The sequence below is a fragment of the Lysinibacillus sp. NPDC096212 genome, from assembly GCF_044763105.1.
Taxonomy (GTDB): domain Bacteria; phylum Bacillota; class Bacilli; order Bacillales_A; family Planococcaceae; genus Lysinibacillus.
Map to the genome: position 1 here is coordinate 24,327 of NZ_JBIWFQ010000036.1, position 23,225 is coordinate 47,551.

The 23,225-nt window shown below is 37.7% G+C and carries 21 protein-coding genes; 19 read left to right on the forward strand and 2 right to left on the reverse strand.

The features are described from left to right. Positions 1 to 292 precede the first annotated feature (292 nt). The 7 genes from ACIQ7T_RS24780 (at position 293) to ACIQ7T_RS24810 (ending at position 9,371) form a co-directional block, all read left to right on the forward strand. The gene (locus tag ACIQ7T_RS24780) at positions 293 to 1,273 is read left to right on the forward strand and encodes a diaminopimelate dehydrogenase (RefSeq protein WP_370076598.1); all 981 of its coding nucleotides are present in this window, start codon (positions 293 to 295) and stop codon (positions 1,271 to 1,273) included. Positions 1,274 to 1,746: 473 nt separating this feature from the next. Then, on the forward strand, positions 1,747 to 2,457 hold the full coding sequence (locus ACIQ7T_RS24785) for a hypothetical protein (protein WP_370076596.1): 711 nt from the start codon (positions 1,747 to 1,749) through the stop codon (positions 2,455 to 2,457). 478 nt (positions 2,458 to 2,935) lie between these two features. Continuing rightward, the gene (locus tag ACIQ7T_RS24790; protein ID WP_370076594.1) at positions 2,936 to 3,151 is read left to right on the forward strand and encodes a hypothetical protein; all 216 of its coding nucleotides are present in this window, start codon (positions 2,936 to 2,938) and stop codon (positions 3,149 to 3,151) included. A gap of 336 nt (positions 3,152 to 3,487) precedes the next feature. Beyond that, positions 3,488 to 3,991, forward strand: a complete 504-nt coding sequence (locus ACIQ7T_RS24795) for a GrpB family protein (protein ID WP_402874422.1) — start codon at positions 3,488 to 3,490, stop codon at positions 3,989 to 3,991. 110 nt (positions 3,992 to 4,101) lie between these two features. Next, on the forward strand, positions 4,102 to 7,290 hold the full coding sequence (locus tag ACIQ7T_RS24800; protein WP_402874425.1) for a BTAD domain-containing putative transcriptional regulator: 3,189 nt from the start codon (positions 4,102 to 4,104) through the stop codon (positions 7,288 to 7,290). A gap of 243 nt (positions 7,291 to 7,533) precedes the next feature. Then, complete coding sequence (locus ACIQ7T_RS24805; protein WP_370076588.1) at positions 7,534 to 8,352, forward strand: alpha/beta fold hydrolase; 819 nt, start codon at positions 7,534 to 7,536, stop codon at positions 8,350 to 8,352. A gap of 119 nt (positions 8,353 to 8,471) precedes the next feature. After that, on the forward strand, positions 8,472 to 9,371 hold the full coding sequence (locus ACIQ7T_RS24810) for a LysR substrate-binding domain-containing protein (protein WP_402874466.1): 900 nt from the start codon (positions 8,472 to 8,474) through the stop codon (positions 9,369 to 9,371). A 36-nt stretch (positions 9,372 to 9,407) separates the two neighbouring features. Here the strand turns inward: ACIQ7T_RS24810 and ACIQ7T_RS24815 are convergent, their stop codons facing one another. Next, on the reverse strand, positions 9,408 to 10,397 hold the full coding sequence (locus ACIQ7T_RS24815) for an aldo/keto reductase family protein (RefSeq protein ID WP_370076586.1): 990 nt from the start codon (positions 10,395 to 10,397) through the stop codon (positions 9,408 to 9,410). 464 nt (positions 10,398 to 10,861) lie between these two features. Here ACIQ7T_RS24815 and ACIQ7T_RS24820 point away from each other — a divergent pair, with 464 nt between their 5' ends. The 12 genes from ACIQ7T_RS24820 (at position 10,862) to ACIQ7T_RS24875 (ending at position 22,232) form a co-directional block, all read left to right on the forward strand. Further along, entirely contained in the window at positions 10,862 to 12,103 is a 1,242-nt protein-coding gene (locus ACIQ7T_RS24820) for a substrate-binding domain-containing protein (RefSeq protein ID WP_402874429.1), read from the forward strand. 90 nt (positions 12,104 to 12,193) lie between these two features. After that, positions 12,194 to 12,970, forward strand: coding sequence for an ABC transporter ATP-binding protein (locus ACIQ7T_RS24825; RefSeq protein WP_402874432.1), 777 nt, complete (start codon positions 12,194 to 12,196; stop codon positions 12,968 to 12,970). Continuing rightward, positions 12,945 to 13,652 (forward strand): ABC transporter ATP-binding protein, encoded by a 708-nt coding sequence (locus ACIQ7T_RS24830; RefSeq protein WP_402874435.1) that lies wholly within the window; start codon positions 12,945 to 12,947, stop codon positions 13,650 to 13,652. Before ACIQ7T_RS24825 ends, ACIQ7T_RS24830 begins: the two co-directional genes overlap by 26 nt. Before the next feature lie 15 nt (positions 13,653 to 13,667). Beyond that, positions 13,668 to 14,540, forward strand: coding sequence for a branched-chain amino acid ABC transporter permease (locus ACIQ7T_RS24835; protein ID WP_402874438.1), 873 nt, complete (start codon positions 13,668 to 13,670; stop codon positions 14,538 to 14,540). A gap of 2 nt (positions 14,541 to 14,542) precedes the next feature. Next, on the forward strand, positions 14,543 to 15,556 hold the full coding sequence (locus ACIQ7T_RS24840; protein ID WP_402874469.1) for a branched-chain amino acid ABC transporter permease: 1,014 nt from the start codon (positions 14,543 to 14,545) through the stop codon (positions 15,554 to 15,556). Next, on the forward strand, positions 15,553 to 16,557 hold the full coding sequence (locus ACIQ7T_RS24845) for a 3-oxoacyl-ACP synthase (RefSeq protein WP_402874441.1): 1,005 nt from the start codon (positions 15,553 to 15,555) through the stop codon (positions 16,555 to 16,557). Before ACIQ7T_RS24840 ends, ACIQ7T_RS24845 begins: the two co-directional genes overlap by 4 nt. Positions 16,558 to 16,569: 12 nt before the next feature. Then, positions 16,570 to 17,481: an intracellular short-chain-length polyhydroxyalkanoate depolymerase gene (phaZ, locus tag ACIQ7T_RS24850; RefSeq protein ID WP_402874444.1), complete on the forward strand. Its 912-nt coding sequence runs from the start codon at positions 16,570 to 16,572 to the stop codon at positions 17,479 to 17,481. Continuing rightward, a complete protein-coding gene (gene fabG, locus ACIQ7T_RS24855; protein WP_402874447.1) occupies positions 17,465 to 18,196 on the forward strand; it encodes a 3-oxoacyl-ACP reductase FabG in 732 nt (243 codons plus the stop codon). Before phaZ ends, fabG begins: the two co-directional genes overlap by 17 nt. A 16-nt stretch (positions 18,197 to 18,212) precedes the next feature. Further along, a complete protein-coding gene (locus ACIQ7T_RS24860; RefSeq protein WP_402874450.1) occupies positions 18,213 to 19,679 on the forward strand; it encodes a class I adenylate-forming enzyme family protein in 1,467 nt (488 codons plus the stop codon). A gap of 231 nt (positions 19,680 to 19,910) precedes the next feature. Continuing rightward, positions 19,911 to 20,300 carry a hypothetical protein gene (locus ACIQ7T_RS24865; RefSeq protein ID WP_402874453.1) on the forward strand — a complete coding sequence of 130 codons (390 nt, stop codon included), beginning with the start codon at positions 19,911 to 19,913 and terminating at the stop codon, positions 20,298 to 20,300. 620 nt (positions 20,301 to 20,920) lie between these two features. Beyond that, a complete protein-coding gene (locus tag ACIQ7T_RS24870) occupies positions 20,921 to 21,355 on the forward strand; it encodes a MarR family winged helix-turn-helix transcriptional regulator (RefSeq protein WP_370076568.1) in 435 nt (144 codons plus the stop codon). 19 nt (positions 21,356 to 21,374) lie between these two features. Next, positions 21,375 to 22,232, forward strand: coding sequence for an MBL fold metallo-hydrolase (locus ACIQ7T_RS24875; RefSeq protein WP_402874457.1), 858 nt, complete (start codon positions 21,375 to 21,377; stop codon positions 22,230 to 22,232). A gap of 75 nt (positions 22,233 to 22,307) precedes the next feature. On the opposite strand, the gene ACIQ7T_RS24880 is transcribed toward ACIQ7T_RS24875, so the two are convergent. After that, complete coding sequence (locus ACIQ7T_RS24880) at positions 22,308 to 22,868, reverse strand: DEAD/DEAH box helicase family protein (RefSeq protein ID WP_402874460.1); 561 nt, start codon at positions 22,866 to 22,868, stop codon at positions 22,308 to 22,310. Between the last annotated feature and the right edge of the window lie 357 nt (positions 22,869 to 23,225).

Consider the following 23,225-nt stretch of genomic DNA (forward strand, 5'->3'; position numbering starts at 1 on the left):
GGCTTTAACGAAAACTTAAAGTTTTGTCAGTCAATTTTGTCTTGGCATAATTGCGTCTGGAGGCTATAACTTCTTTAAGAGGACGTTTGTACATACTCTGAAAGAAGTTGCATTAGTAAAATGTAACCGTATTCATGCCGTTAACGAATAGAAATCATAGAAAACTTGTATAATTCCAAGAGAAAAACACGTACTCAAACTATTGTGAATTTTCCTGACAAAACGTATTATTGTAATTAGATTTAACGTGAAAGGTTTCACAGAGTCACGTAATCGTGAGGAGGAATTTTTAATGAGTGCAATTCGAGTAGGTATTGTAGGTTATGGAAATTTAGGGCGCGGAGTAGAGTATGCTATCTCGCAAAATCCAGATATGGAATTAGTAGCGGTATTCACACGTCGCGATCCTTCAACTGTAAAAATTGCAAGTAATGCAAGTGTATATTTAGTAGATGATGCTGAAAAATTTCAAAATGACATTGATGTAATGATTTTATGTGGTGGCTCAGCAACAGATTTACCCGAACAAGGACCACACTTTGCACAATGGTTTAATACAATTGATAGCTTTGATACGCATGCGAAAATTCCTGAGTTTTTCGAGGCAGTCGATGCAGCAGCTCAAAAATCTGGAAAAGTATCAGTCATTTCAGTTGGCTGGGATCCAGGTTTGTTCTCATTAAATCGTATACTTGGGGAGGCAGTTCTACCAGTGGGCACAACTTATACTTTCTGGGGAGACGGTTTAAGTCAAGGACACTCAGATGCTATCCGTCGCATCGAAGGTGTTAAAAATGCAGTACAATACACATTACCAATTAAAGAGGCTGTAGACCGTGTTCGTAACGGTGAAAATCCTGAGCTGACAACGCGTGAAAAACATGCACGTGAATGCTGGGTTGTTCTTGAGGAAGGTACAGATGCTACAAAAGTTGAGCAAGAAATTGTGACGATGCCGAACTATTTTGATGAGTATGATACTACAGTAAACTTTATTTCTGAAGAGGAATTTAAAGCAAACCACACTGGCATGCCTCACGGTGGATTCGTAATTCGTAGTGGTGAAAGCGGCGCTAACGAAAAACAAATTCTTGAATTCTCATTAAAGCTTGAAAGTAATCCAAACTTCACTTCTAGTGTTCTAGTAGCTTTTGCACGTGCAGCTCATCGCTTAAATCAAGCAGGAGACAAAGGTGCAAAAACAGTATTCGATATCCCATTCGGTCTGTTATCCCCAAAATCAGCTGCTGAATTACGTAAAGAACTTTTATAATATACTTATTCAAAATCCCGATTATCATATTATTTGATAATCGGGATTTTTTTAGCAAGTCTAATCCCAAGCACGTCAATATGTATAGCGTAGCCATGGTGTAAACAATACAAAGTTGACCCACAATATATCGGACAACAAATTACTTGAGGTCCAATCATGACAGGAAGTACATTCGATTCTACACCGGGTGGTAAAGGGAACTTGGACTACAAAGCGAAAACTCCTCTCATGATTTTTCTTAGCAACAGTTGCGATACTTGAGTTTTTGTTTAAATAAGACAAATTATTGTTATTTGGTAATAAATTATAATTTATGGTTAAATAAAACTATTTTGACCCGATATACTATGTGGTTCGTATTTAATTTCTATTAATATAGGCTGAAATTAAATATATTACGGTGCTGGTATAAATGTATTACCAACGAAAGCTTTCTTAACTAAATTGGAATAAACGATGAGGTGAATGAAGTGCAAATTATTCTTCTGTATGAAGCTGCAGTTAGGGAGTACCATAGACAAGAGGCGCTTAGCAATCCTAACCTTGTAAAGGGGCAACCACTTGGCGGAAAAAATGAAATTGAAGTTGAACGTGATGGTAAAGCATATACACTCACTCTATCTGATGAAGTAAAGTATTTAAAAGCTATGACAGAGAAAGAAATCGCAAAGATGGACATGCGATCGGTAAATCCTGATCCTTCCGATATTTTTTCGTATCGTCCACAGGATCAGTGGCTTATTTTTAGTCAATATTTGAGTGACACGGGCTTTTTTACGGGCAAAGAATCACACACAATTGACGACATAGAAAATATGCTGGTAGACATAACGGACGGTCTAGATAATTTGGATATATCCCAGATGAAAGGAAGGGATATTAAAGTAGGACGGACGCCAATTACACAAGAATTAAGTTCTACAGAAGCACAGTTGGAACTTGCTGCTTCAACAGCTGCTTTAAAATTTTTTAGTGAAAAGTATTTAACAGGTGATATGAAACAGGGCTTCGATGACTTAATCGATCAATATGTTAAACATAATGAAAGCCGTGTGATAAATCATGCTTCTCAAGAAGAAAAGTTTTATAGAGGACGTGCGAAAGTATTTGAGATGCGAGGTATGGATACTTCATCTTTAAGTGCTGAACTTGAGACTCCCACCCCTAAAGGGACAAGCTGACTAATGTCAGTGGGATTCCTGAGTAACTATGCGTTCGCAGTCCATTTCTGTTTTGAACAGTTCTCAAGATTGGGGTATCCCATTACCCCTCCCTATCCAGTGCATATAGCAGATAGGGCTACACTACTGTTACCATAGCGTATAGTTGGTTTCGTCCGATGTGTTTTAGCGTCTTTTTCGTGACGACACATATTGTTTTACCGATAGCATGAATTAGGCTATCGAACCTTATACAATATCCAATTTTCAATGAACGAGCGTGTTTTATAGACTTTTACTAGCCTATAGATGAAGTATAACACCTTTTCAGACAATTAAGGTAGCAATAGTTACCTCTTGTCTGACCTCACTTTCATCCCATGGCTAAAAACGGGCTACACCCTGCATAGGCTTTCTCGTTCGGAAAATCTGTAAGAGAGATCTATCCATTACTAATAAACTAGGTAAAATAAATTATACAGTAGCAGAAATTACTGAAATGATAGAGAGCTATAAAGAAAAATTTAACACTCTCAAAAATAAACCAGAGGTTGATGCCTTGATGTCTCAAATACAAAAGCAATATTTGAAGTTTGCGACAAAAGGAATCTCTCCATATGACAAAGACGATGAAGCTGCTAAGGGCTTTATCCAAGATAAATCAGAAAAAACCTTTATTCATATTGCAGATTATTGGAAAAGATTATTGGAATAGGATGAAACTATTTTTCGATATTGATAAAAATACTTAGGTAGAGAAGGATTACCTTTTTATAAAAACAAAACATAAATTTTCTGGTTCAGAATCCATTTTGATCATTTTTCAAAATGGATTCTTTTAACATTGAGGAGATAAATGGTCTAAGCGCTTGCGAATAATCTAGATGAAATATTTCATATTGGCGATAAGGTAAAAGTGGGCTATGATGGTAAAATAAAGGATAAAGTACCAATTGGAATTGCTACACTTACTATAGAATTAATTTAGGAATATCTACTAAAGTAGTTGTACCAATCTAACGTTGCTACTTTGTAATTGGGGGAGTTTTATATGGAAAAAGTAAATTTTTTCAAAAGTGAACTATTTCATGAAAATGCTGAGAAAACTTTTTTGATACACAAAAATAAAATTACAGATATAATACCGAAGGCTGATATCCAGCATGTCGGTAGTTCAGCAATTCCTAATAGCATTACTAAGGGTGATTTAGACATCCAAGTACGTGTTAGTGCTGAACAATTTTCGAAAGCAGTAGAGCTTCTATCTAATTTATATGAAAGAAATAATGAAAGTGTCAAAACAGATACATTTAGGGCATTTAAAGATGATACAACTAATCCTCCTTTAGGAGTTCAATTAACTGTAATTGATTCTGAGTTTGATTTCTTTTGGAAATTTAGAGAAGTTTTATTGGCAAATAATAAATATCGAGATGCATATGATAAATTGAAGAAAGAATACGAAGCCAAATCGATGGATGCCTATAGGGAAGCTAAAGATATCTTTTTCCAAAGACTCATGGAAACTCCTGAGTTTAAGAAATATGATAAGTAATTTTTGAATGGAACAACTCTACGTATGGTGATTGGCCTATAATTTAAAAGATTTTAAGCTTTGAAGACTTTTAACCTTACATAACCAGTTGAATGGGGAGGTTATCACATATGACTACAGACATTATTATTCAATCTAAGTGTATTCCACCGAGACCTTCCAATCATTGTATTAGTAGAGCTTTATTAATGAGAACATTAAAAAAAAGCCTAGACCATACTTGTACACTTATTCATAGTGGAGCAGGGTATGGCAAAACAACAATCCTTACACAATTTCTACATGCACAATCAAGCAAATTTTCCTGGTATAGTGTGTCGGAGGAAGATGATAATATATTGCCGTTTTTAAGACATTTATTTTATAGTATCACACGTATTGTTCCGAGCTTCGGTCAAGAATTTGATGCATGGAATCAATTATCCCGTTTTCCGAAAATAGAGGAACTAAATCGTTGGTTTAAGCTGTTTGTCAACAGTTTATGTGAAATCGAAGGGCCGATTCTAATTGTTATTGACGACTACCATCTTGTTGATCATGAATTTCATATTAATTATGTGATGGAAAAAATAATTGAGTTTTCACCACCGAATGTTCATTTTATTATCGCCTCTAGAACGTTGCCGAATTGGGATATTACGAGAAGATTAAAGCTACAAAAGAAATTACTCGTTATTGCAGAAGGAGAATTAGCATTTTCTTCAGAGGAAATCGCTGTTTTTTTCGAGGATTATGTAGCAGTGCATTTAACAGATGAAGAAATATCTAAGGTTTTAGAAATTACAGAGGGCTGGGCAATTAGTATTTCTTTATTAGCTGAGCAATGGAACAATGAATCGTTAGCGCATTGGCTAAATATTTCTACAAATGATCTTTTCACCTATTTATCGGAGGAAGTTTATCTTAAGATGTCAGCATTCGAGCAAGAGGCTATACTAAAACTGGCGATTTTTCCCACATTTTCTGAGGAGTTTATCACACAATTTTATAGTTCGGAAATAGCAGAGGCGTTAAAACTGTTTATACAGCGACATTTATTTATTCAACCGATCACAACGGATGGTTTATATCGTTTTCATGCATTGTTCATTCGTTTTTTAGAGCTAAAATGGCGACAAAATGCTTCGCAATATATTGCATTACATAAACAAGCAGCATTGTATTATGTAAAAGAGAAAAATATACAAGCTGTTCTTCATCATGCATTTAAAACGAATGATCAGGATTTTAGTGGTGAGTTATTACAAAATCATGCCGAAAGTCTAGTCCGTGCAGGGCAATTTGAGTGGCTATTAGAAAAAATAAATCGATTTACAGCTGATGAAAAATCGGAATATTACAAATTATATTATTTTGAAGGTGAGTGCCACCGTTATCGTGCTTATTATGAAAGAGCGAAGCAGTCCTATGAACATTGTGCAAACATCGCAAAAAATAAGAATGATTATCTCTTTATGACGAAAGCCCAAGCAGGTTTAGCACATATTTATCTCGATACAATCCAGCCGGCATTGGCAGAGCCGCATTTAAAAAGAGCGTTAGAGTTAGCGGATCATACGCCGTTAAACGAAGAGGAACTTCTCGAATTGCAACGTCAGTATGCAGAAAATTTGGTGAATTTAGGGAAGGCGAAAGGCGCACAAATTTTTATAGGTGAGGTTGCTTTGACAGAGGATGTGCTACAAAGAGCAAATGTTGATGTTCGCATATTGTTAAGAACAGGGCAGCTACTAGAAGCAAAGGAATTGCTGACGCAGAGATTGGAATTACCACCACAGCTTGTCGCGACACATAGAGAGAGTGAGCTATTGGCATCATTTGTCTATGCGTTATTAGGGCTAGGGAAGGATGCTTGGTATGCCGCTCAGCATGGGATTCGTAGGGGATTACGTGAAAAATCGGTTTTTATTGAGGCTGTTGGCTATATTCGCAAAGCACATGCATTACTATTAATAGATTTTCCTGATTATCAAGGAGCCTGCAATGCTTATGAAAAAGCCCTTACATTGTTGAATACCATTAATATTTCTCGCGTAAAGGCCGAGCCGTACATGGGACTTGCAATTGTCAAACATGCGCAAGGAGATATTATCTCTGCTAAAAAATATGTAGCGCTCGGATTACGGGAAACGGAGCAAGTACAAGATGCATGGATGACCGCTCTTATATTAATCGCTGAGGTTAAAATTATTATTTCTCAACAGGAATTTGAACGGGCGAAGCAATTATTAATGAAGGCACAGCGATTATTCCAGGACTGTGGCGATCAAAATGGGGAGATGCATGTACTTTTCTTTCAATCTGTCATTGCCTTCAAAGAAAATAATCCTCAACAATTCAATCATTATTTTCAGCAGTTTGCACAGCTATGTATTACAAATGGTTATGACTACTTTTTACAAAGGAAAACCATCCTCGGTCCACCGAATAGGATGATTTTTTATGAGCTTTTACAATTTAGTAGAAAGTGTGATGGGGAAAATGCTGCTATTTTAGCGATGCGTAGCTTTTTTCAAGTAGAGGATAATATTGTTTATCCGCATGAGGAAATACAGATGAACTTTTTAGGCAGTCTACATTTAATAAGAAAGCATCGAAAGCTTGAGGATAAAGAATGGCAACGTGATAAATCGAAGGAGCTCTTCGTCTATTTATATTGTCATCGCAACCGATTTACGCCAAAGGAAGAGATTGCACAGGCATTATGGCCAGAGCGAAATGTTGAATCGCTAGATCGAGATTTTAAAGTTGTATTGAATACGTTATTAAAAGTGCTTGAGCCAAGTAGAAACGCGCGTCAGGAAAGCTTTTTCATTCAGCGTAAAAATAATATGTACCAATTGCAGCAAATTCAATTTCTACAAATCGATGCCGAACGCTTTCTCTATTTTTATGAATTAGGGATGGAGGAGTTCGATCCACAATTGTCAAACGAATGGCTGCAGCTTGCTGAAACGAGCTATACGGATGTACTTTATGCTGAAAAAAAGCAGTTAGATTGGCTCATACAGGATCGAGAAAAGCTAGATTCAATGTATATTGAAGTACTGGAAAAATTAGCACAAAATGCGACGCGGCAACAAAATTTTAAGCAAGCTATTTTTTATGCAGAAAGAATAATTCGTGAGGATCCATTATGGGAAGAAGGCTATCGGTTGTTGATGTATAGTTACTATCAATTACAAAACCGCTCCCTTGCGTTAAAATGGTATGAAAAATGTGTGCAGCAATTAAAAAATGAACTAAATACAACACCGATGGAATCGACGATGGTTGTTTATGATTTAATAATGGGCTAGTATATATTGGACAGTTGGTTATTTTGGGGATATTATCTTAACATGGGATTGATTTCCGTTCCCACTGGCTGGGAGCGTCCGATGACCCGGGTCCGGTAGGGTATCATCAGTGACGCTAATCTCCAAGGAGTCACCCAGTCTCCACTCCAATCAACCGGCACCTACAAGAAAAAGCCATAACAACTTTTGATGAACATTTATGTATTTTAATCAATAATTTTTATAATATTTGGAGGAACTACTATGTCATTTTGTAAGGTAAGTAAGGCGAATATTTACTATGAAATAATTGGGACCGGAACACCAATCGTTATGCTCCATGGATATTCCCCAGACCATCAACTAATGAAGGGATGTATGGAGCCTGTTTTTGCAGAAAGGGAGGGCTGGAAACGAATCTATATTGACCTTCCAGGAATGGGCAAGACGACAGACTACGAAAAGATCAATAACTCAGATGAAATGCTCGAGGCCGTTATAGAACTAATTCACTCATTAATACCAAATGAACGTTATTTATTAGTAGGAGAATCTTATGGTGGATATTTAGTCCGTGGAATTATGAGAGAGTATCATGAACAAATTTTAGGGGCTGCGTTTATTTGTCCGTTGATTATTCCAGATAAACAAAGTCGAACTGTGCCAGAACAAAGTGTTGTCTCGGCGGATAAAGACTTTTTATCGACACTAACGAAACAGGAGCTAGAAGATTTTAGCTCGCATCTAGTTGTTTTAGATGAATATAATTGTCAGCGTTACACAAATGAAGTGTTTGCAGGTATAGAAAAAGCAGATGTGGCATTTTTAGAAAAAATCCAAAAAAACTATAGTTTTTCTTTTCCTGTAGATGAGATTTCATTTGCTAAACCTTGCTTATTTTTGCTAGGTAAACAGGATTCCATGGTTGGCTATAAGGACGCTTTTGCTATTTTAGATAAATTTCCAAGAGCAGCCTTCACCATTTTAGATAAGGCTGGGCATAACTTGCAAATTGAACAAGCAAATTTGTTTACGAATCTTATGAGTGAATGGTTGGAGCGGGCAGTGGAAATTAACGATTGAAATACATTTTTAAAAAGACAAAATGAAATCCATTGATCGATTGAAGAATTCACAAGACACCAATGAGTTCAATATTAAAAGAAGTCCTGAATCGAATTTAGTAGAAGGGATAGTTGCAAATAGATATTAGGAAAATGCGATATTTCATAATGGTGGCAGAAGAATTGAATTTTAGTCGTGCAGCAGAACGTCTGAGGATGGCGCAACCTCCTTTAAGCCAAGAAATTCGTAAATTAGAAGTAGAATTGGGAGTTCAACTTTTTAATCGAACGAAAAGAATGGTTGAACTTACGGATGCTGGGAAGATATTTTTAGAAGGATCTAAACAAACACTGCTTCAGTTAGAAAGAACCATAAAAGAAACACAACTCGCAGCTGAAGGGAAAATAGGGAGCTTAATTATTGGTTTTGTCGATTCCACAGAAATTGTTATAGAAGTTCTTAATAAATTTCGAGAACGCTTTCCTAAAATCCATCTTATTTTACGTGAAATGACAACGGAGCAGCAATTAAAAGCGCTTTATGAGAAACAAATTCATATTGGATTTATTCGTTCTAAACAAAACAACGGAATTCTCTCTTCTGAAGTTTGTTCGGAAGAATCTTTAAAATTGGTTTTACAACAAGATCATCCTTTCGCCTTATTGCCCGATATACCACTCCGATTGTTAATTGATGAACCATTTATTTTGTTTCCGCGTCATATGGGTCCTAATTTTTACGATTTAATTATTAGCTACTTTTGGGATCATGGTGTAAGTTTAAATGTTGTCCAAGAAGCTATTCAAATGCAAACGATTGTTAATTTAGTGGCAACCGGAATGGGAGTTTCTGTCGTTCCATCGTCGGTGGAAAGCTATAAACATCCTGGGGTTATCTATAAAAAAATCCAAGAGACTACACCAAAAGTAAATTTATATGTTAGTTGGAGAGAAGATGAAAAATCTGCAGTAGTTAATCATTTCTTAACAGTTGTTAGAGAGATGTATTCGATTTTGAAATTTGATCACCAAAAATAAAACCCCATCCTAAAGGGGATGGGTAATAAAATATTATTAACCTGTTTTACTCGGGTCGTACTCAACGAAACCTTCTAATACTTTGTCAATCTGATTCATAATTTCAATGTCTAGTTTGATACCTGAAGCGAGCGCATTCTCTCTTACCTGTTCTGGGCTCGAGGCACCGATAATTGCTGAGGAAACGTTCTGATTTTGTAGTACCCAAGCTACTGCGAGTTGAGCGAGAGTAAGATCAATCTCTTGTGCGATGGGTTTAAGCTTCTGAATAGCAGTGAGCACATTATCGTTCATCCAACGTTGTGCAAGTTTATTAAAAAATGGTTTGCCTGCCGGAGAATTAGCACGTGATTGGGCTGGTACCGGTTTTTGGGGTAGATATTTTCCAGTGAGAACACCTTGTGCTAAAGGCGACCATACTACTTGCCCAAGTCCCTCACGTTGACAGGTTGGTATAATATCGCTTTCGATAACTCTCCACAACATTGAATACTGGGGTTGGCTTGCGATGAACGGAATTTTCAATTCCCGTGAAAGTGCTGCACCACGGGTGATTTGTTCTGCTGTCCACTCACTTACACCAATATAAAGCACTTTACCTTGTCTTACAAGATCTGCGAAAGCTAACATCGTTTCTTCAAGTGGAGTAGTTGGGTCATACCTGTGTGCATAATAGACATCTATATAGTCTGTTTGTAACCGACGCAAAGATGCATGACAATTTTCTAGAATATGTTTTCGTGATAAACCTTTATCGTTTTGCCCATTCCCAGTCGGATGGCACACCTTTGTACATAGTTCAATGCTCTCCCGGCGAATACCTTGTAAAGACCTGCCGAGTATTTCTTCAGCTTTAGTTTCTGAATAAACATCAGCAGTATCGAATGTAGTTATACCGACATCTAGTGCTGCTTTAACACACTCTTTTGCAGTATCCTCATCTACTTTACCCCCATGATTTATCCAGTTTCCGTATGCTATCTTGCTTATTGTCAATCCGCTATTGCCAAGTTTACTAAACTCCATTATAGACCCTCCCTTTAAAAGTGCTATCTTCATTATAAAAACCAGATTTCAATATGGATAATATATTATTACTAATGAATTAATATGAATTTTATATAATAAAACTGTTTTGCTGTTGTTGCAGAAAAAGTGGCAGCTTACACTGTATTTTCTAAAATGTTCCGATAAATCGATGAAACATTCCGATAAAACCTGAAATTGTTCCGATAAATCTCAAAATTGTTCCGATAAAACACGAATTTATTCCGATAAATCTCTCATCCCCGGAAAAAAACTTTCACCCACCTAAAAAGGGAGCTCATTTAAAGATTTTTGTCGCTGTCGTTGCACTTCGCTGCAGAGATAGTTGGCTCAATAAACTGACCCAACTATCTTGTAACTAATTTGTAACTTAAGTTTTATATAGTGTTTACATAGCAACGAAAACGCTTTCTATTTTAGTTCATGATGAAAGGGGTATTGGGATGAAGAAGCATTGGTTAATTATGCTTTTATTGATGCTGACAATGTTGATGGTGGCTTGTAATTCAGACGGTACGAAGGTTAATTCAACAGGTGGTAAGGCTTCGGAGGATGATACAAAAGGTACAGCTGAGGAAGGGGGCACTATTAAAATCGGTGTGCTTGCGTCATTGACGGGTGCTCTTGAGTCGTATGGGAAACAAACACAGCATGGATTTGAATTAGGAATTGATTATGCTACAGGCGGTACGATGGAGGTTAACGGTAAGAAAATAGAAATTGTCTATGAAGATACAGAAACAAAGCCTGAGGTTGCTGTACAAAAAGCGACAAAGCTATTAGAAGATGACAAGGTTGATTTCTTAGTTGGTTCCTCTAGCTCAGGTGATACGCTCGCTGTACTACCACTTGCGGAAGAATATCAAAAAATTATGGTGGTGGAGCCTGCAGTAGCGGATAGCATTACGGGCTCAGAATTTAATAAATATATTTTCCGTACAGGTCGAAATTCTTCTCAGGATGCTTATGCTGCAGCGGCGGCGATTGCGGGAAAAGGTGTTAAAATCGCAACGTTTGCACCGGATTATTCTTTTGGCTGGGACGGGGTAAAGGCATTTAAGACAGCTGCAGAAAAGCTAGGCGCAGAAATTGTTTTAGAGGAATATGCAGATCCAGCAGCAACTGATTTTACGTCTAATTTGCAAAAAGTAATTGCTGCAAAACCAGATTATTTATTTGTCGTATGGGCTGGAGCAAACTCACCGTGGAATCAAATTGCAGATTTAAAAATTCAAGAAAAGGGCATTAAAATTTCAACGGGTGCACCAGATATTATTGCATTAAAACTTATGAAACCATTAATTGGTATGGAAGGGTTCTCTGTTTATTATCATACGTTACCACAAAATGATGTCAATAAATGGTTAGTGGAGGAACATCAAAAACGCTTCAATGAAATTCCGGATTTATTTACGCCAGGAGGCATGTCTGCAGCCATCTCTATTGTTGATGCGCTGAAAAAATCAAATGGCGATACAGATGCGGAAAAACTTATCGGCATTATGGAAGGAATGTCATTTGAAACACCAAAAGGAACGATGACTTTCCGAAAAGAAGATCATCAAGCATTACAGTCGATGTATTCGATCCGTTTAGAAAAACAAGATGGTGTAGATTATCCAGTACCAGTGCTAATTCGTGAGCTTAGCCCTGAAGAAACGGCACCTCCAATCTTGAATAAGTGAAATTACGAGACAGATATTTTCTGTCTCTCTTCACCCACTTTCAAATGAGAATGGGTGAAGAGAGATAGAAGTACTAGAAAGGAGAATACGATGGAACCTATTTTACGAACAGAAAACTTAACTATTCGTTTTGGCGGACACACAGCTGTCGACCAGGTGAATTTTAATATGCCGGAAAAGCATTTGAAATCAATTATTGGACCTAATGGAGCTGGAAAAACAACCTTCTTTAATTTGCTTAGTGGAGAATTAAAGCCGACTGCCGGGGATGTCTATTTTAAAGGACAGTCACTTGCGAAAAAATCAGCAATTGAAAGAACACGAATGGGTCTCGGGCGTTCTTTTCAAATTACGAATGTTTTCCCGAACTTGACAGTTTTAGAGAATGTCCGTTTAGCTGTGCAATCCAAGGAGAAAGTTCGTTACCAATTATTTCGCCATTACAAAAGCTATAAGGCGATTACCGAAAAAGCGGAGGAGCTATTAACACTTGTCTTGCTTGACAATAAAAGAGATGCCTTTACGACAATGTTGTCCCATGGGGAAAAGAGAAAGCTTGAGATTGCTATGCTGTTAGCACTTGATACGGAAATCCTTTTACTTGATGAACCAACGGCAGGCATGTCCTTAGAGGAGGTGCCAACGATTTTAGAAGTTATTCGCACCATTAAAAATCAAGGTGATAAAACCATTCTGCTTATTGAGCACAAAATGGATATGATTCTAGATTTGTCGGACTCGATTATGGTGCTATTTAACGGCCAGCTTCTTGCGGATGGAACTCCAGGGGACATCATGAAAAACGAAACCGTACAAAATGCATATTTAGGAGGTCTGTACGATGAACACCTTACTGAAATTAAATGATGTCCACACATATATCGGTCAATACCATATTTTGCAAGGAGTCAATTTTGAGGCCATGGAGGGGCAAGTAAGTGTACTGCTTGGTAGAAATGGAGCGGGTAAAACGACCACTTTAAAAACGATTATGGGGTTAACACCTGCCTCAAAGGGCGAGGTGGAATTTCGCTCACATTCTATTAAAAAAAGCCCTACCTATAAAGTTGCAAAATTAGGAATAGGTTATGTACCTGAAAACCAAGGGGTTTTTGCAGATTTAACCGTTGAGGAAAATATGAAAGTGGCCATGCGTAAAGAAGATACGGCTACTTTCGAGCGACAAAATTATGTGCTAGAGCTGTTTCCTGATCTGAAGAAATTTTGGAAGAAGGCTGGCGGACATCTTTCAGGTGGTCAAAAACAAATGCTGTCCATGGCAAGGGCATTTATCAATGATAGTAAGTTAATGTTGATTGATGAGCCATCTAAAGGACTGGCGCCCATAGTGGTAGAGAAAGTAATGGAGGCCATCGTTGAAATGAAAAAGCAAACGTCCATCATTCTTGTTGAGCAGAACTTTCTGATGGCGAGCCGAATTGGTGATACGTATACATTGATTGATGATGGCAGAACAGTTCACTCGGGTAACATGCAGGATCTTATCCATCATGAAGAATTAAAAAGAAAATATCTTGGAATCGGATAAAGGTGGTGTACTTTATTGGAGCTATTCGTCAATTTAGTCATTAATGGCCTGGCAACTGGCATGTTAATTTTTTTACTAGCGGCAGGTCTGACGTTGATTTTTGGACTAATGGATGTTTTGAACTTTGCTCATGGTGGTTTATTCGTTTGGGGGGCTTATGCTGGGATCTTTACGTATATGTTCACAGAGAGCTTTCTAATTGGCATTGTAGGTGCCGTCGTAACAGGGGCTTTATTAGGACTCATTACTGAAAAATTAATTATCACACCTGTGTATGGCAATCATATTCAGCAAATTTTAATTACATTAGGGCTGATGCTTGTGCTACAGGAGTTGATTAAAGTTGTTTTTGGTCCAAATGGTGTGGCAGTGAAAACACCGAGCTACTTAGCAGGCAGCTGGGAAATTGGAGACGTTATTATTATAAAATATCGATTATTTATTATTGTTGTAGGTTTTATCATTTTCGCTATTTTTCAATACATGCTTAAGAAAACGAAGATTGGGCTTATCGTTCGGGCGGGTGTACAGGATAAAGAAATGGCACAGGCACTTGGCATTCATATAAAGCGAGTATTTTTATATGTCTTTATGGTTGGTGCGGCATTAGCAGCACTTAGCGGCATGTTGATGGCTCCGTATTCAGGTGTCATCTATGCGGAAATGGGCATGGAGTATGCAATCTTAGGTTTTATCGTTGTTGTAATCGGAGGAATGGGTAGTTTTTCGGGCTCACTATTGGCAGCTATATTAGTCGGTTTAGCAGGTAGCTTTATGGCTTATTACGTGCCAGTGCTATCGCTTGCGGTCAATATGATTTTAATGGCCATTGTTTTAATTTTCCGTCCACAAGGTTTATTTGCTATGAGAAAGGAGAGATCAACATGAAGATGAGGCTTTCAATGCAGCATGTATGCTTTTTCCTCGTGTTAGCTATTTTAGTGCTTCTCCCTTTCGTTAATGATTCAAGGACGCTCATCATTTTATTAACGCAAATTTTTATTTTCGGTATTTTAGCAATGAGTTATGACATTCTCCTTGGCTATACAGGTATTGTATCGTTCGGGCATGCGATGTTTTTTGGTTTAGGTGCCTACACAACGGCTGTCATGCTGAAACAAATGGAGCCAACGCTTTCAACATTTTTATTATCCATCTTAGTCGGCATGGTGCTAGCAGGGTGCATTGGCTTCTTAGTAGGATTACTGACACTTCGATTAAAAAGTCATTTCTTTGCAATGCTGACATTATCTTTTTCGGGACTATTTTTAGTAGTGGCAGAAAAATGGCGTTCTGTTACATATGGAAATGATGGTTTTACGTTTAGAGCACCCGAAATGTTTAGAGATCGAATGACGTTTTATTTCTTCGTGCTAGCATGCTTAGTCGTTATTTTTATTGTGCTATATCGTTTCGTTAACTCACCAACTGGTCGAATATTAATTGCTGTTCGGGAAAATGAACAACGAACAAAATCATTAGGCTATAATACCTTGTACTATAAAGTGATTGCATCAATTGTGGCAGGAACCGTTGCAAGTTTAGCAGGTTCCTTATATGCTGTGTCACTACGATTTGTCAATACGAGTGTGATGACAATGGACATCACGCTAGATGCATTATTGATGACGATTATTGGTGGTGTTGGCACATTGGTAGGACCATTGCTGGGATCGGCTGTTATTGAATATGCACAACATGCACTTTCAGGGTTAGCTCGTGATTATCCAATATTTGAACGTTGGATTATCTTCTTTGGAATTCTTTATATTTTAGCTGTTATCTTTTTCCCAAAAGGAATTATTGGATCACTGCGCCTGATGTTTTGGAAATGGCGCTTAAAGCACAAGGAAAAAGGCCAAACATCGGTTGCCCCGTCGCAGGAAAAGGAGCGATTTGAATGACTGTAGGCATTGTAAGTACGGGAATCTATATTCCACAAACGAAAATGACATCTAAAGAAATTGCGAGGTTTTCCAATATTCCAGAGGATATTATTCGACAAAAAATGGGCATCTATGAAAAGCCTATTCCTGGTGAGCGCGATCATACGGTTCAAATGGGGATATGGGCAGCACAGGATGCAATACGCAAGGCTCATATCGACCCGAAGGACATTGATGTTGTGATTTATATGGGAGAGGAGCATAAGGAGTATCCCTTGTGGACTGCCTCTATAAAAATGCAGGAGGAGCTAGGGGCCGTAAATGCTTGGGCATTCGATGTGCAATTAAGATGTGGCACGACCATTATGGCGCTAAAACTAGCGAAAAGCTTAATGGCGTCGGATGATTCCATTCAGACTATCCTCCTAGCTGGTGGCTATCGAAATGTTGATTTTATCGATTATAGCAATCCTCGCACACGCTTTATGTACAATTTAGCAGCTGGTGGTGGCGCTATCCTTTTACAAAAAGACTATGACAAGAATCATTTATTAGAGGCAGATATTATGACGGATGGTTCGTTCTCAGAGGATGTAGTCGTGCCTGTTGGTGGTACGAAAAAACCTTTGACGCCTGATGATTTAGAAAATAATTTGTACCAGCTCGATGTGATCGATCCAATAGGGATGAGGGAGCGCTTAGAGCAAAAATCTTTAAGCAATTTTTTGAAGGTAATTCGAACATCCTTGGCGAAAAGTGGATTAACTGAGGGGGATATTAGTTATTTAGCGATGCTTCACATGAAAAAATCTGCTCATGACTATATTTTATCTGAACTAGGCTTACAGCAGGAGCAATCCATATACTTACGAGAGTATGGTCATATCGGACAGATTGACCAAATATTATCATTGCAGCTGGCGTTAGATGAAGGCCGTATCCACGATGGAGACATCGTCACACTTGTTAGTGCAGGGATTGGCTATGTATGGGGAACTATTACGATTCGATGGGGATAAGGGGGCATTACGATGCTAAAAACTGTTCAGCTATCAAATGGAGAAACGATTGCTTATCGTAAACGTCAAGGAGGAGAGCGTGCTATATTACTTATTCATGGCAATATGACATCCTCCAAACATTGGGACGTTCTAATCGATGCGTTGGATGAAAAATATACAATTTATGCGATAGATTTACGAGGTTTTGGTGGTTCATCTTATCATAAACCAATTTCCGCGATTAAAGATTTTAGCGATGATGTGAAGCTTTTTGTGGACGCCATTCAATTAAAACACTTTGACATGATTGGCTGGTCTACGGGCGGAGCTGTATGTATGCAGTTTGTCGCTCAATATCCAAGCTATTGTCAGCAGCTTATTTTACTAGCCTCGGCATCTACGAGAGGCTATCCATTTTACACGGATTTAGGTACTGGCAAGCAAGCAGCCTTAAAGAGGGCATTTACCTATGAAGAGGTACTTGTCGATACATCTAAAACAAAATTAGTACAAGGCTTCTACGATTTAAAAAATGTGCAAGGCTTACAGTCGATCTGGAACGCACTTATATACACCCATAATCAACCTAGCCCGGAGCACTATCAGACATATGTGGAGGATATGCTGACACAAAGAAATCTCGCTGAAGTTTATCATGCATTAAATGTCTTCAATATAAGTGCTGTTAATCATGAAGTAGCTAACGGCACTCATGAGGTTCAACAGATTACCATTCCAGTTTTAGTGTTAAGAGGGGATCGTGATTACGTCATAACAGAATTAATGAATGACGAAACAATGCTCGATTTAGGTGCAAATGCACAATTCGTCAGCTTAAAAGACTGCGGTCACTCCCCATTAATTGATGATTTATCACAACTTATAACTGAAATTGAAGCATTTTTAGAAATTGGAGGTGAAAATTATGCGTTTAAACAATAAAGTTGCCATTATTACAGGAGCTGCAAACGGGATTGGCTATGATGCTGCTGAACGATTTATTGAAGAAGGTGCATTCGTTGTCATTGCAGATTTTAATGAAGAGGCGGGTATTTCAGCTGCCCAGCAATTAGGGGATCAGGCATTATTTGTGCAAGTAAACGTTGCGGATAGAGAAAGCGTCAAGAAGCTTGTGGCAACGGTTATAGAGCATACGGGCCGAGTTGATATTTTAGTGAATAATGCAGGTATTACACGTGATGCAATGCTAACAAAAATGACGGAAGAGCAGTTTCACCAGGTGCTTGATGTGAATTTGACTGGCGTGTTTCATTGCACACAAGAGGTGATTCCACATATGATTGCTGCCGGTGGGGGCAAAATTATTAATACATCCTCTGTTAGCGGTGTCTATGGCAATGTTGGCCAAACAAATTACGCTGCCACAAAGGCGGCTATTGTAGGCATGACCAAATCATGGGCAAAGGAATTGGGGCGCAAAGGTATCAACGTGAATGCGGTGGCACCTGGCTTTACAGAAACAGATATGGTGAAAAAAATGCCAGAAAATGTGCTTGCACAAATGCGCTCCATCGTGCCACTGCAAAGATTAGGAACACCTAGAGATATTGCTAATGCTTATTTATTTTTAGCATCTGATGAGGCTTCCTATGTCCACGGTCACACGCTTCATGTGGATGGAGCAATTATGATGTGATAAGGAGGCTTTCAAAATGTATGTAGAGCAATCCTGGATTTTAAAACGTGCATCGTTAACACCTGAACGTTTAGCATTGGTGAACCTAGAAACTAAAGAACAGTGGACTTATCAGCAATTAACAGAGGAAATCAAAAAATGGAGTCATTTTTTTGAGCGCCAAAATTTGCAGGGAGGAAGTCGTGTAGCCGTATTTGCGAAAAATCATATTCAGCTTTTTGCTGTCTTATTCGCCTGCGGATTAAGAGGTCTTATCTACGTGCCATTGAATTGGCGTATGAGTAAAAAGGAATTGCATGATATTTTGACGGATGCTACGCCTTCTTTACTGCTTTACGATGAAGATATGAATTGCCCTTTGTCTTTTGAAAACATGCATTCTCTTCGTTTAACTAGTGAAGAAGCAGTTCTCAGCATTCGAGAACTAGACCTTAATGATCCGTGGTTAATGATTTATACAGGGGGCACAACTGGCAAGGCAAAGGGTGTTGTACTATCCTTTAATTCTGTGAATTGGAATGCTATAAATACAATTATTAGTTGGGGCTTGAGTGATAGTGATTGTACGTTAAATTATATGCCGTTATTTCATACAGGAGGTTTGAATGCCTTATGTATACCGCTGCTAATGGCTGGCGGTACAGTTGTAATTGGTGATAAGTTTGAGGCAGAAAAAGCTCTTCAGGCGATTAATCAGTACAAGACAACGATTTCGCTTTTTGTGCCAACAATGTACCAAGCGATGATTGCGACGGATTACTTTAAGAACAGTAGTTTCCCTGCAGTGAAAGTTTTTTTATCAGGGGGCGCACCATGCCCGTATCCGATATATGACGCATTTTTTAAGAAGGGATTATTTTTTAAAGAGGGCTATGGTTTAACAGAAGCGGGGCCAAATAATTTTTATATTTCTAGGGAGACCGCCTATTTAAAAAAAGGTGCCGTGGGGAAGAGCATGCAATTCAATGAAGCGAAAATTATCAATAGTGCAGGAGAAAGCTGTGCGCCAAACGTTGTTGGAGAGCTAATGGTTAGAGGAAAGCATATGTTTCGCTTTTACTGGAATAATCAGCAGGAGACTGAAAAAATCATTCAAGATGGATGGTTAAAAACCGGCGATTTAGCACTAATGGATGAAGATGGTGACTTTTATATTGTCGGTCGCAGTAAAGAGATGATTATTTCTGGTGGAGAAAATGTTTATCCCCAGGAAGTAGAGCAATGTATTTTACGCCATCAGCTAGTGCAAGAGGTTGCGGTAATTGGAGTGGCGGATGATTATTGGGGAGAAATCGTGGCAGCAGTTATCGTTTGCCAGGATAAGCAAGATACTGTACTAGAAGAAATCAAAGAAATCTGTAGCAAGCATCTAGGTCGCTACAAAATGCCCAAAAAGATTATGTTCATCGATGAATTGCCAAAAACAAGTGTTGGAAAGATTGATAAAAAAGCATTGCAAATGTATGCGAAAGCCGCGAATTAACAAAGAACGCTTGGAGATCCAGGCGTTTTTTGGGGTTCTATAAATGAAATGTCTCCTTGAGGAAGGAATAATACCCCTGGAAATAAACGGATAGAAGAGGCTATTCAATTGGGCCAGATTGTTGAAAATCCCCTGTGTAATTATGATAAAATATTGCGAGTGAAATCAGATTTTTAACGATTTTCAGTATTAAAGAATATATTTCAGAAACGAAGAGAGGGCAGTACTATTATGGAAAACGTATCAAATGTAGAAAAATTGGAATCAATAAAATCTTTACAATCGACACTCAGAAAACTCGAAAGTGCCCTGTCACAGATGACCCAGAAAGGCGCAAATACTACCTTAGTAAAGAAACGACTCAAAGCTGTTTGCATTGGTTTAGCAATGTTAGAAAACGTTTGGAATCAAAGCCCTCATCATTATAACCAGGAAGATTTAGCAGAAGCGCGCAATGTTCTCGCTGGTTTATTACCATCAATTGAGAACATATATATGAAGTCAAAGGTTGGTAGTCCCCAAAGAACGCTTTTAGAAAGAAGAATTAAAGCGTTGGAACTAGCTGTTCAAGGGATTGATGAGCATTTAACTTCTTTCAGCAGGTGTCCGAACACCCGCTGAAAGAAGTTAAAGCCTCCGGCGAATGTCACGGAATCGGAAAGGAGTTCTTAGAGGATGTTAGCCTAAGATCATCGCATCCATGCGATAACGGCTAACTGACCTGCAACATGTTGTTGCTGCTGCCGCTTCGCTTTCGCGCAGATAAAACCCTTTTGCTGCCGCTACGTTAGCACTGCGCTTTCGCACAAAAAACATCTGCAGGCCTAAGCACAAAGCCGATTCCGGACGCAATTATGCCGAGGCATAATTGATTAAATAACTTATCTAACTAAATAGAGTATCGGGAGCTTTAGTAAGAAATCATAGTAATCCTTTTGAAGAACATATACTGCCGCTTTGCTTTCGCGCAAAAAAAATTTGTTGCCCCGATGCCCCCAGGAAAGCACCCAGTCGGAACGGAAATCAACCCTACGTTGTGAATTTACTGTCTTCCCACTGCTCACTAACAACCTTTACTATTTTTAATATAAATGAGCTGTTAGTGAGCAGTGGCTATGCAAAAATAATATCTAGGGGAAGAGAACGATTTCCATCTTTAATAAGCGCATACAATAATTGACAAACGAATAATAGTTAAGTAAACTGAACTTAACTAAAGATGAATTGGGGCTGATAAATCTGTGCACGATTATTTAACAATGATAGACAAAATCAATCAAAAGTTTGAGCAGTTCAAGTTGTTAGTTTTACAAGAAACCAAGGAGGTTGAGGAATTAGAGAACTTTCACTTAACCCCTCAACAAGAAATTATAATGTTTTATATCATTCGCAATGAGCCCGTAATTGCGAATGATATTGCAAATCATTTTGGTATTTCAAAAAGTGCGGTTAGCCAAGTAATTTCAAAGTTAGAAGAAATGAAAATGATCTATCGTCAAGAGAATTCAATAAACCGTAGAGAGACCTTTATTTATCTGGGGGATAGAGGTCAAGAGTTTCATCAGCTTCTAAATAAAATTGACGCCATTCTTGTGGAAAAATATTATTCGAAAGTTAGCTTAACAGAGTTAAAAAATGTTCTTGATACATTAAATAGGATTGTCGGAACTAATTAAAACAAAGGGAGTTAAGATAATGGAGAAAAATTTGAAACAACTAACCAATCGTATACATTATTTACCGCATGATTCTGAAACAGATCGACCAATACTGTCCGCCATATGCGGGAATCACCAAACATTAATTGTAGATGCAGGAAATTCTAATAAACATGCTAAGTTATTTCTTGGTGAACTAGATCAATATCAAATTAATAATTTTCATTCTGTAGTATTAACACATTGGCATTGGGATCATAGCTTTGGAACAAATCAGATGAATCTAGTAACCATAGCACATGAAAATACAAAAATGCATCTTGAAAAAATGATGAACTATGATTGGTCAGATGAAGCTTTAGATAATCGTGTCGAAAAAGGCCTAGAGAATCAGTTTTGCTCCGACATGATAAAGAAAGAATATGGAGAAGACAGAAATATTACCATCACTTTACCTAATATTACTTTTAAAGATAAATATGAGATTGAATTAGGTGGTATTCGGTGTATAGTCAAACATGTAGGTGGAGATCACTCTGATGACTCATCACTTATTTTTGTAGAGGAAGAAAAAGTACTTTTCTTAGGGGATTGCTTGTATCCAAGTATTTACACACAACAACCACAATATAAAATTGAAAATGTTAGACATCTCTTAGAAATCATTGAAATGTTCGATGCCGAAATTTATGTACTTTCGCATGAACCCCCATTATCTAAAGAGGATTTTATGGGGTATATCATGTTGTTGAAGTTGATTTGTGACTTAACAGAAAAACATCAAAGAAACCACTCGAATTTGGTTAATGAACTATCTACTCAACTAAATCGTAAATTAAGTCAGTTAGAAGAAGAAATCGTATATTGTTTTATTAACGGATTATCAGTTGATTAAAATAAAGTTGTAAGCGGTATGTAGTTCCATTATAGAACCGAAAAAAACGCTTGGAGATCCAGGCGTTTTTCAATCCTATAAATGAAATGCTTCCTTAATGCTCAAAGCAACTTCTTTGGCACTCAAGTTTGTGTTGTTGATCTTGAGATAATTTGCATAATTTAATTCGCCCTCTAAGGAATTTAATCTGTATTTTTCCATCGAGCTTTTCAAATCTTTTTCAGACCATTCAATATCTCTTTTCGAAGGTTTATGCTCAAGTCGATTACCACTTTTATTTCGTTCCAATCTTTCTACTACATCAGCTTCAAGTTCTACAAAATAAACAGTACCTCCTCTAGATTCAAAAAGCTTTGCAAGGTCGTCGACATAAGCCCAATCCTCCTGCATATCAAAAGCCCAGACATAAGTAAAAATTAAACCATACAAATTACTTTTCGATACCTCTTCAAATATTTCCTGACGAAACAAATTAACTAATCTTTTTCCTTCAGTCGTACCATAACTAAAAAAATGACTAACTAAATCGATCGTCATATGGTTATGAAAAAGCTTTAAATCCGTTATTTTAGCTAATTCCTGTCCAACAGTCATTTTCCCAACTGCTTGAGGACCGAATATTAAAACAAGTTTCATAATCTCTCTCCTCTCCAATCAACTTATCCATATAATATCTTTTTATGTGTATTTAGATATAAAAACCATATATAGATATATTAACATAAATTTCAAGATCCTCTTTGGGAATGTCGAAAGCTTCGGGCGTGTTGATGAGGAAAATATAATCCTAACTTTCGTCGTAGAGAAAAACTTATCGGAAGGCGAAACTATGAACGGAGAGTATTTTTTCTGTGCGAAAGATGGAGCGACAGAAACATGTTTTAATAAATTGTTATTCGAATCAATTTCATAAATCATATTTTCCAAGAGCTTAGACTACTCCTATTAAGAAAACTTACGTTTTTTAAAATTATGCTGCTTGAGTTTGTGATT

Bases quoted from the DNA above. Each gene is read 5' to 3' on its own strand.
- ACIQ7T_RS24840 (WP_402874469.1), top strand. From the start codon at position 14,543: ATGAGGCTTTCAATGCAGCATGTATGCTTTTTCCTCGTGTTAGCTATT.
- ACIQ7T_RS24875 (WP_402874457.1), top strand. From the start codon at position 21,375: ATGGAGAAAAATTTGAAACAACTAACCAATCGTATACATTATTTACCG.
- ACIQ7T_RS24820 (WP_402874429.1), top strand. From the start codon at position 10,862: ATGAAGAAGCATTGGTTAATTATGCTTTTATTGATGCTGACAATGTTG.
- ACIQ7T_RS24800 (WP_402874425.1), top strand. From the start codon at position 4,102: ATGACTACAGACATTATTATTCAATCTAAGTGTATTCCACCGAGACCT.
- ACIQ7T_RS24790 (WP_370076594.1), top strand. From the start codon at position 2,936: ATGATAGAGAGCTATAAAGAAAAATTTAACACTCTCAAAAATAAACCA.
- ACIQ7T_RS24795 (WP_402874422.1), top strand. From the start codon at position 3,488: ATGGAAAAAGTAAATTTTTTCAAAAGTGAACTATTTCATGAAAATGCT.
- ACIQ7T_RS24815 (WP_370076586.1), bottom strand. From the start codon at position 10,397: ATGGAGTTTAGTAAACTTGGCAATAGCGGATTGACAATAAGCAAGATA.
- ACIQ7T_RS24845 (WP_402874441.1), top strand. From the start codon at position 15,553: ATGACTGTAGGCATTGTAAGTACGGGAATCTATATTCCACAAACGAAA.
- ACIQ7T_RS24830 (WP_402874435.1), top strand. From the start codon at position 12,945: ATGAACACCTTACTGAAATTAAATGATGTCCACACATATATCGGTCAA.
- ACIQ7T_RS24805 (WP_370076588.1), top strand. From the start codon at position 7,534: ATGTCATTTTGTAAGGTAAGTAAGGCGAATATTTACTATGAAATAATT.
- phaZ (WP_402874444.1), top strand. From the start codon at position 16,570: ATGCTAAAAACTGTTCAGCTATCAAATGGAGAAACGATTGCTTATCGT.
- ACIQ7T_RS24865 (WP_402874453.1), top strand. From the start codon at position 19,911: ATGGAAAACGTATCAAATGTAGAAAAATTGGAATCAATAAAATCTTTA.
- ACIQ7T_RS24780 (WP_370076598.1), top strand. From the start codon at position 293: ATGAGTGCAATTCGAGTAGGTATTGTAGGTTATGGAAATTTAGGGCGC.
- ACIQ7T_RS24825 (WP_402874432.1), top strand. From the start codon at position 12,194: ATGGAACCTATTTTACGAACAGAAAACTTAACTATTCGTTTTGGCGGA.
- fabG (WP_402874447.1), top strand. From the start codon at position 17,465: ATGCGTTTAAACAATAAAGTTGCCATTATTACAGGAGCTGCAAACGGG.
- ACIQ7T_RS24880 (WP_402874460.1), bottom strand. From the start codon at position 22,868: ATGAAACTTGTTTTAATATTCGGTCCTCAAGCAGTTGGGAAAATGACT.
- ACIQ7T_RS24860 (WP_402874450.1), top strand. From the start codon at position 18,213: ATGTATGTAGAGCAATCCTGGATTTTAAAACGTGCATCGTTAACACCT.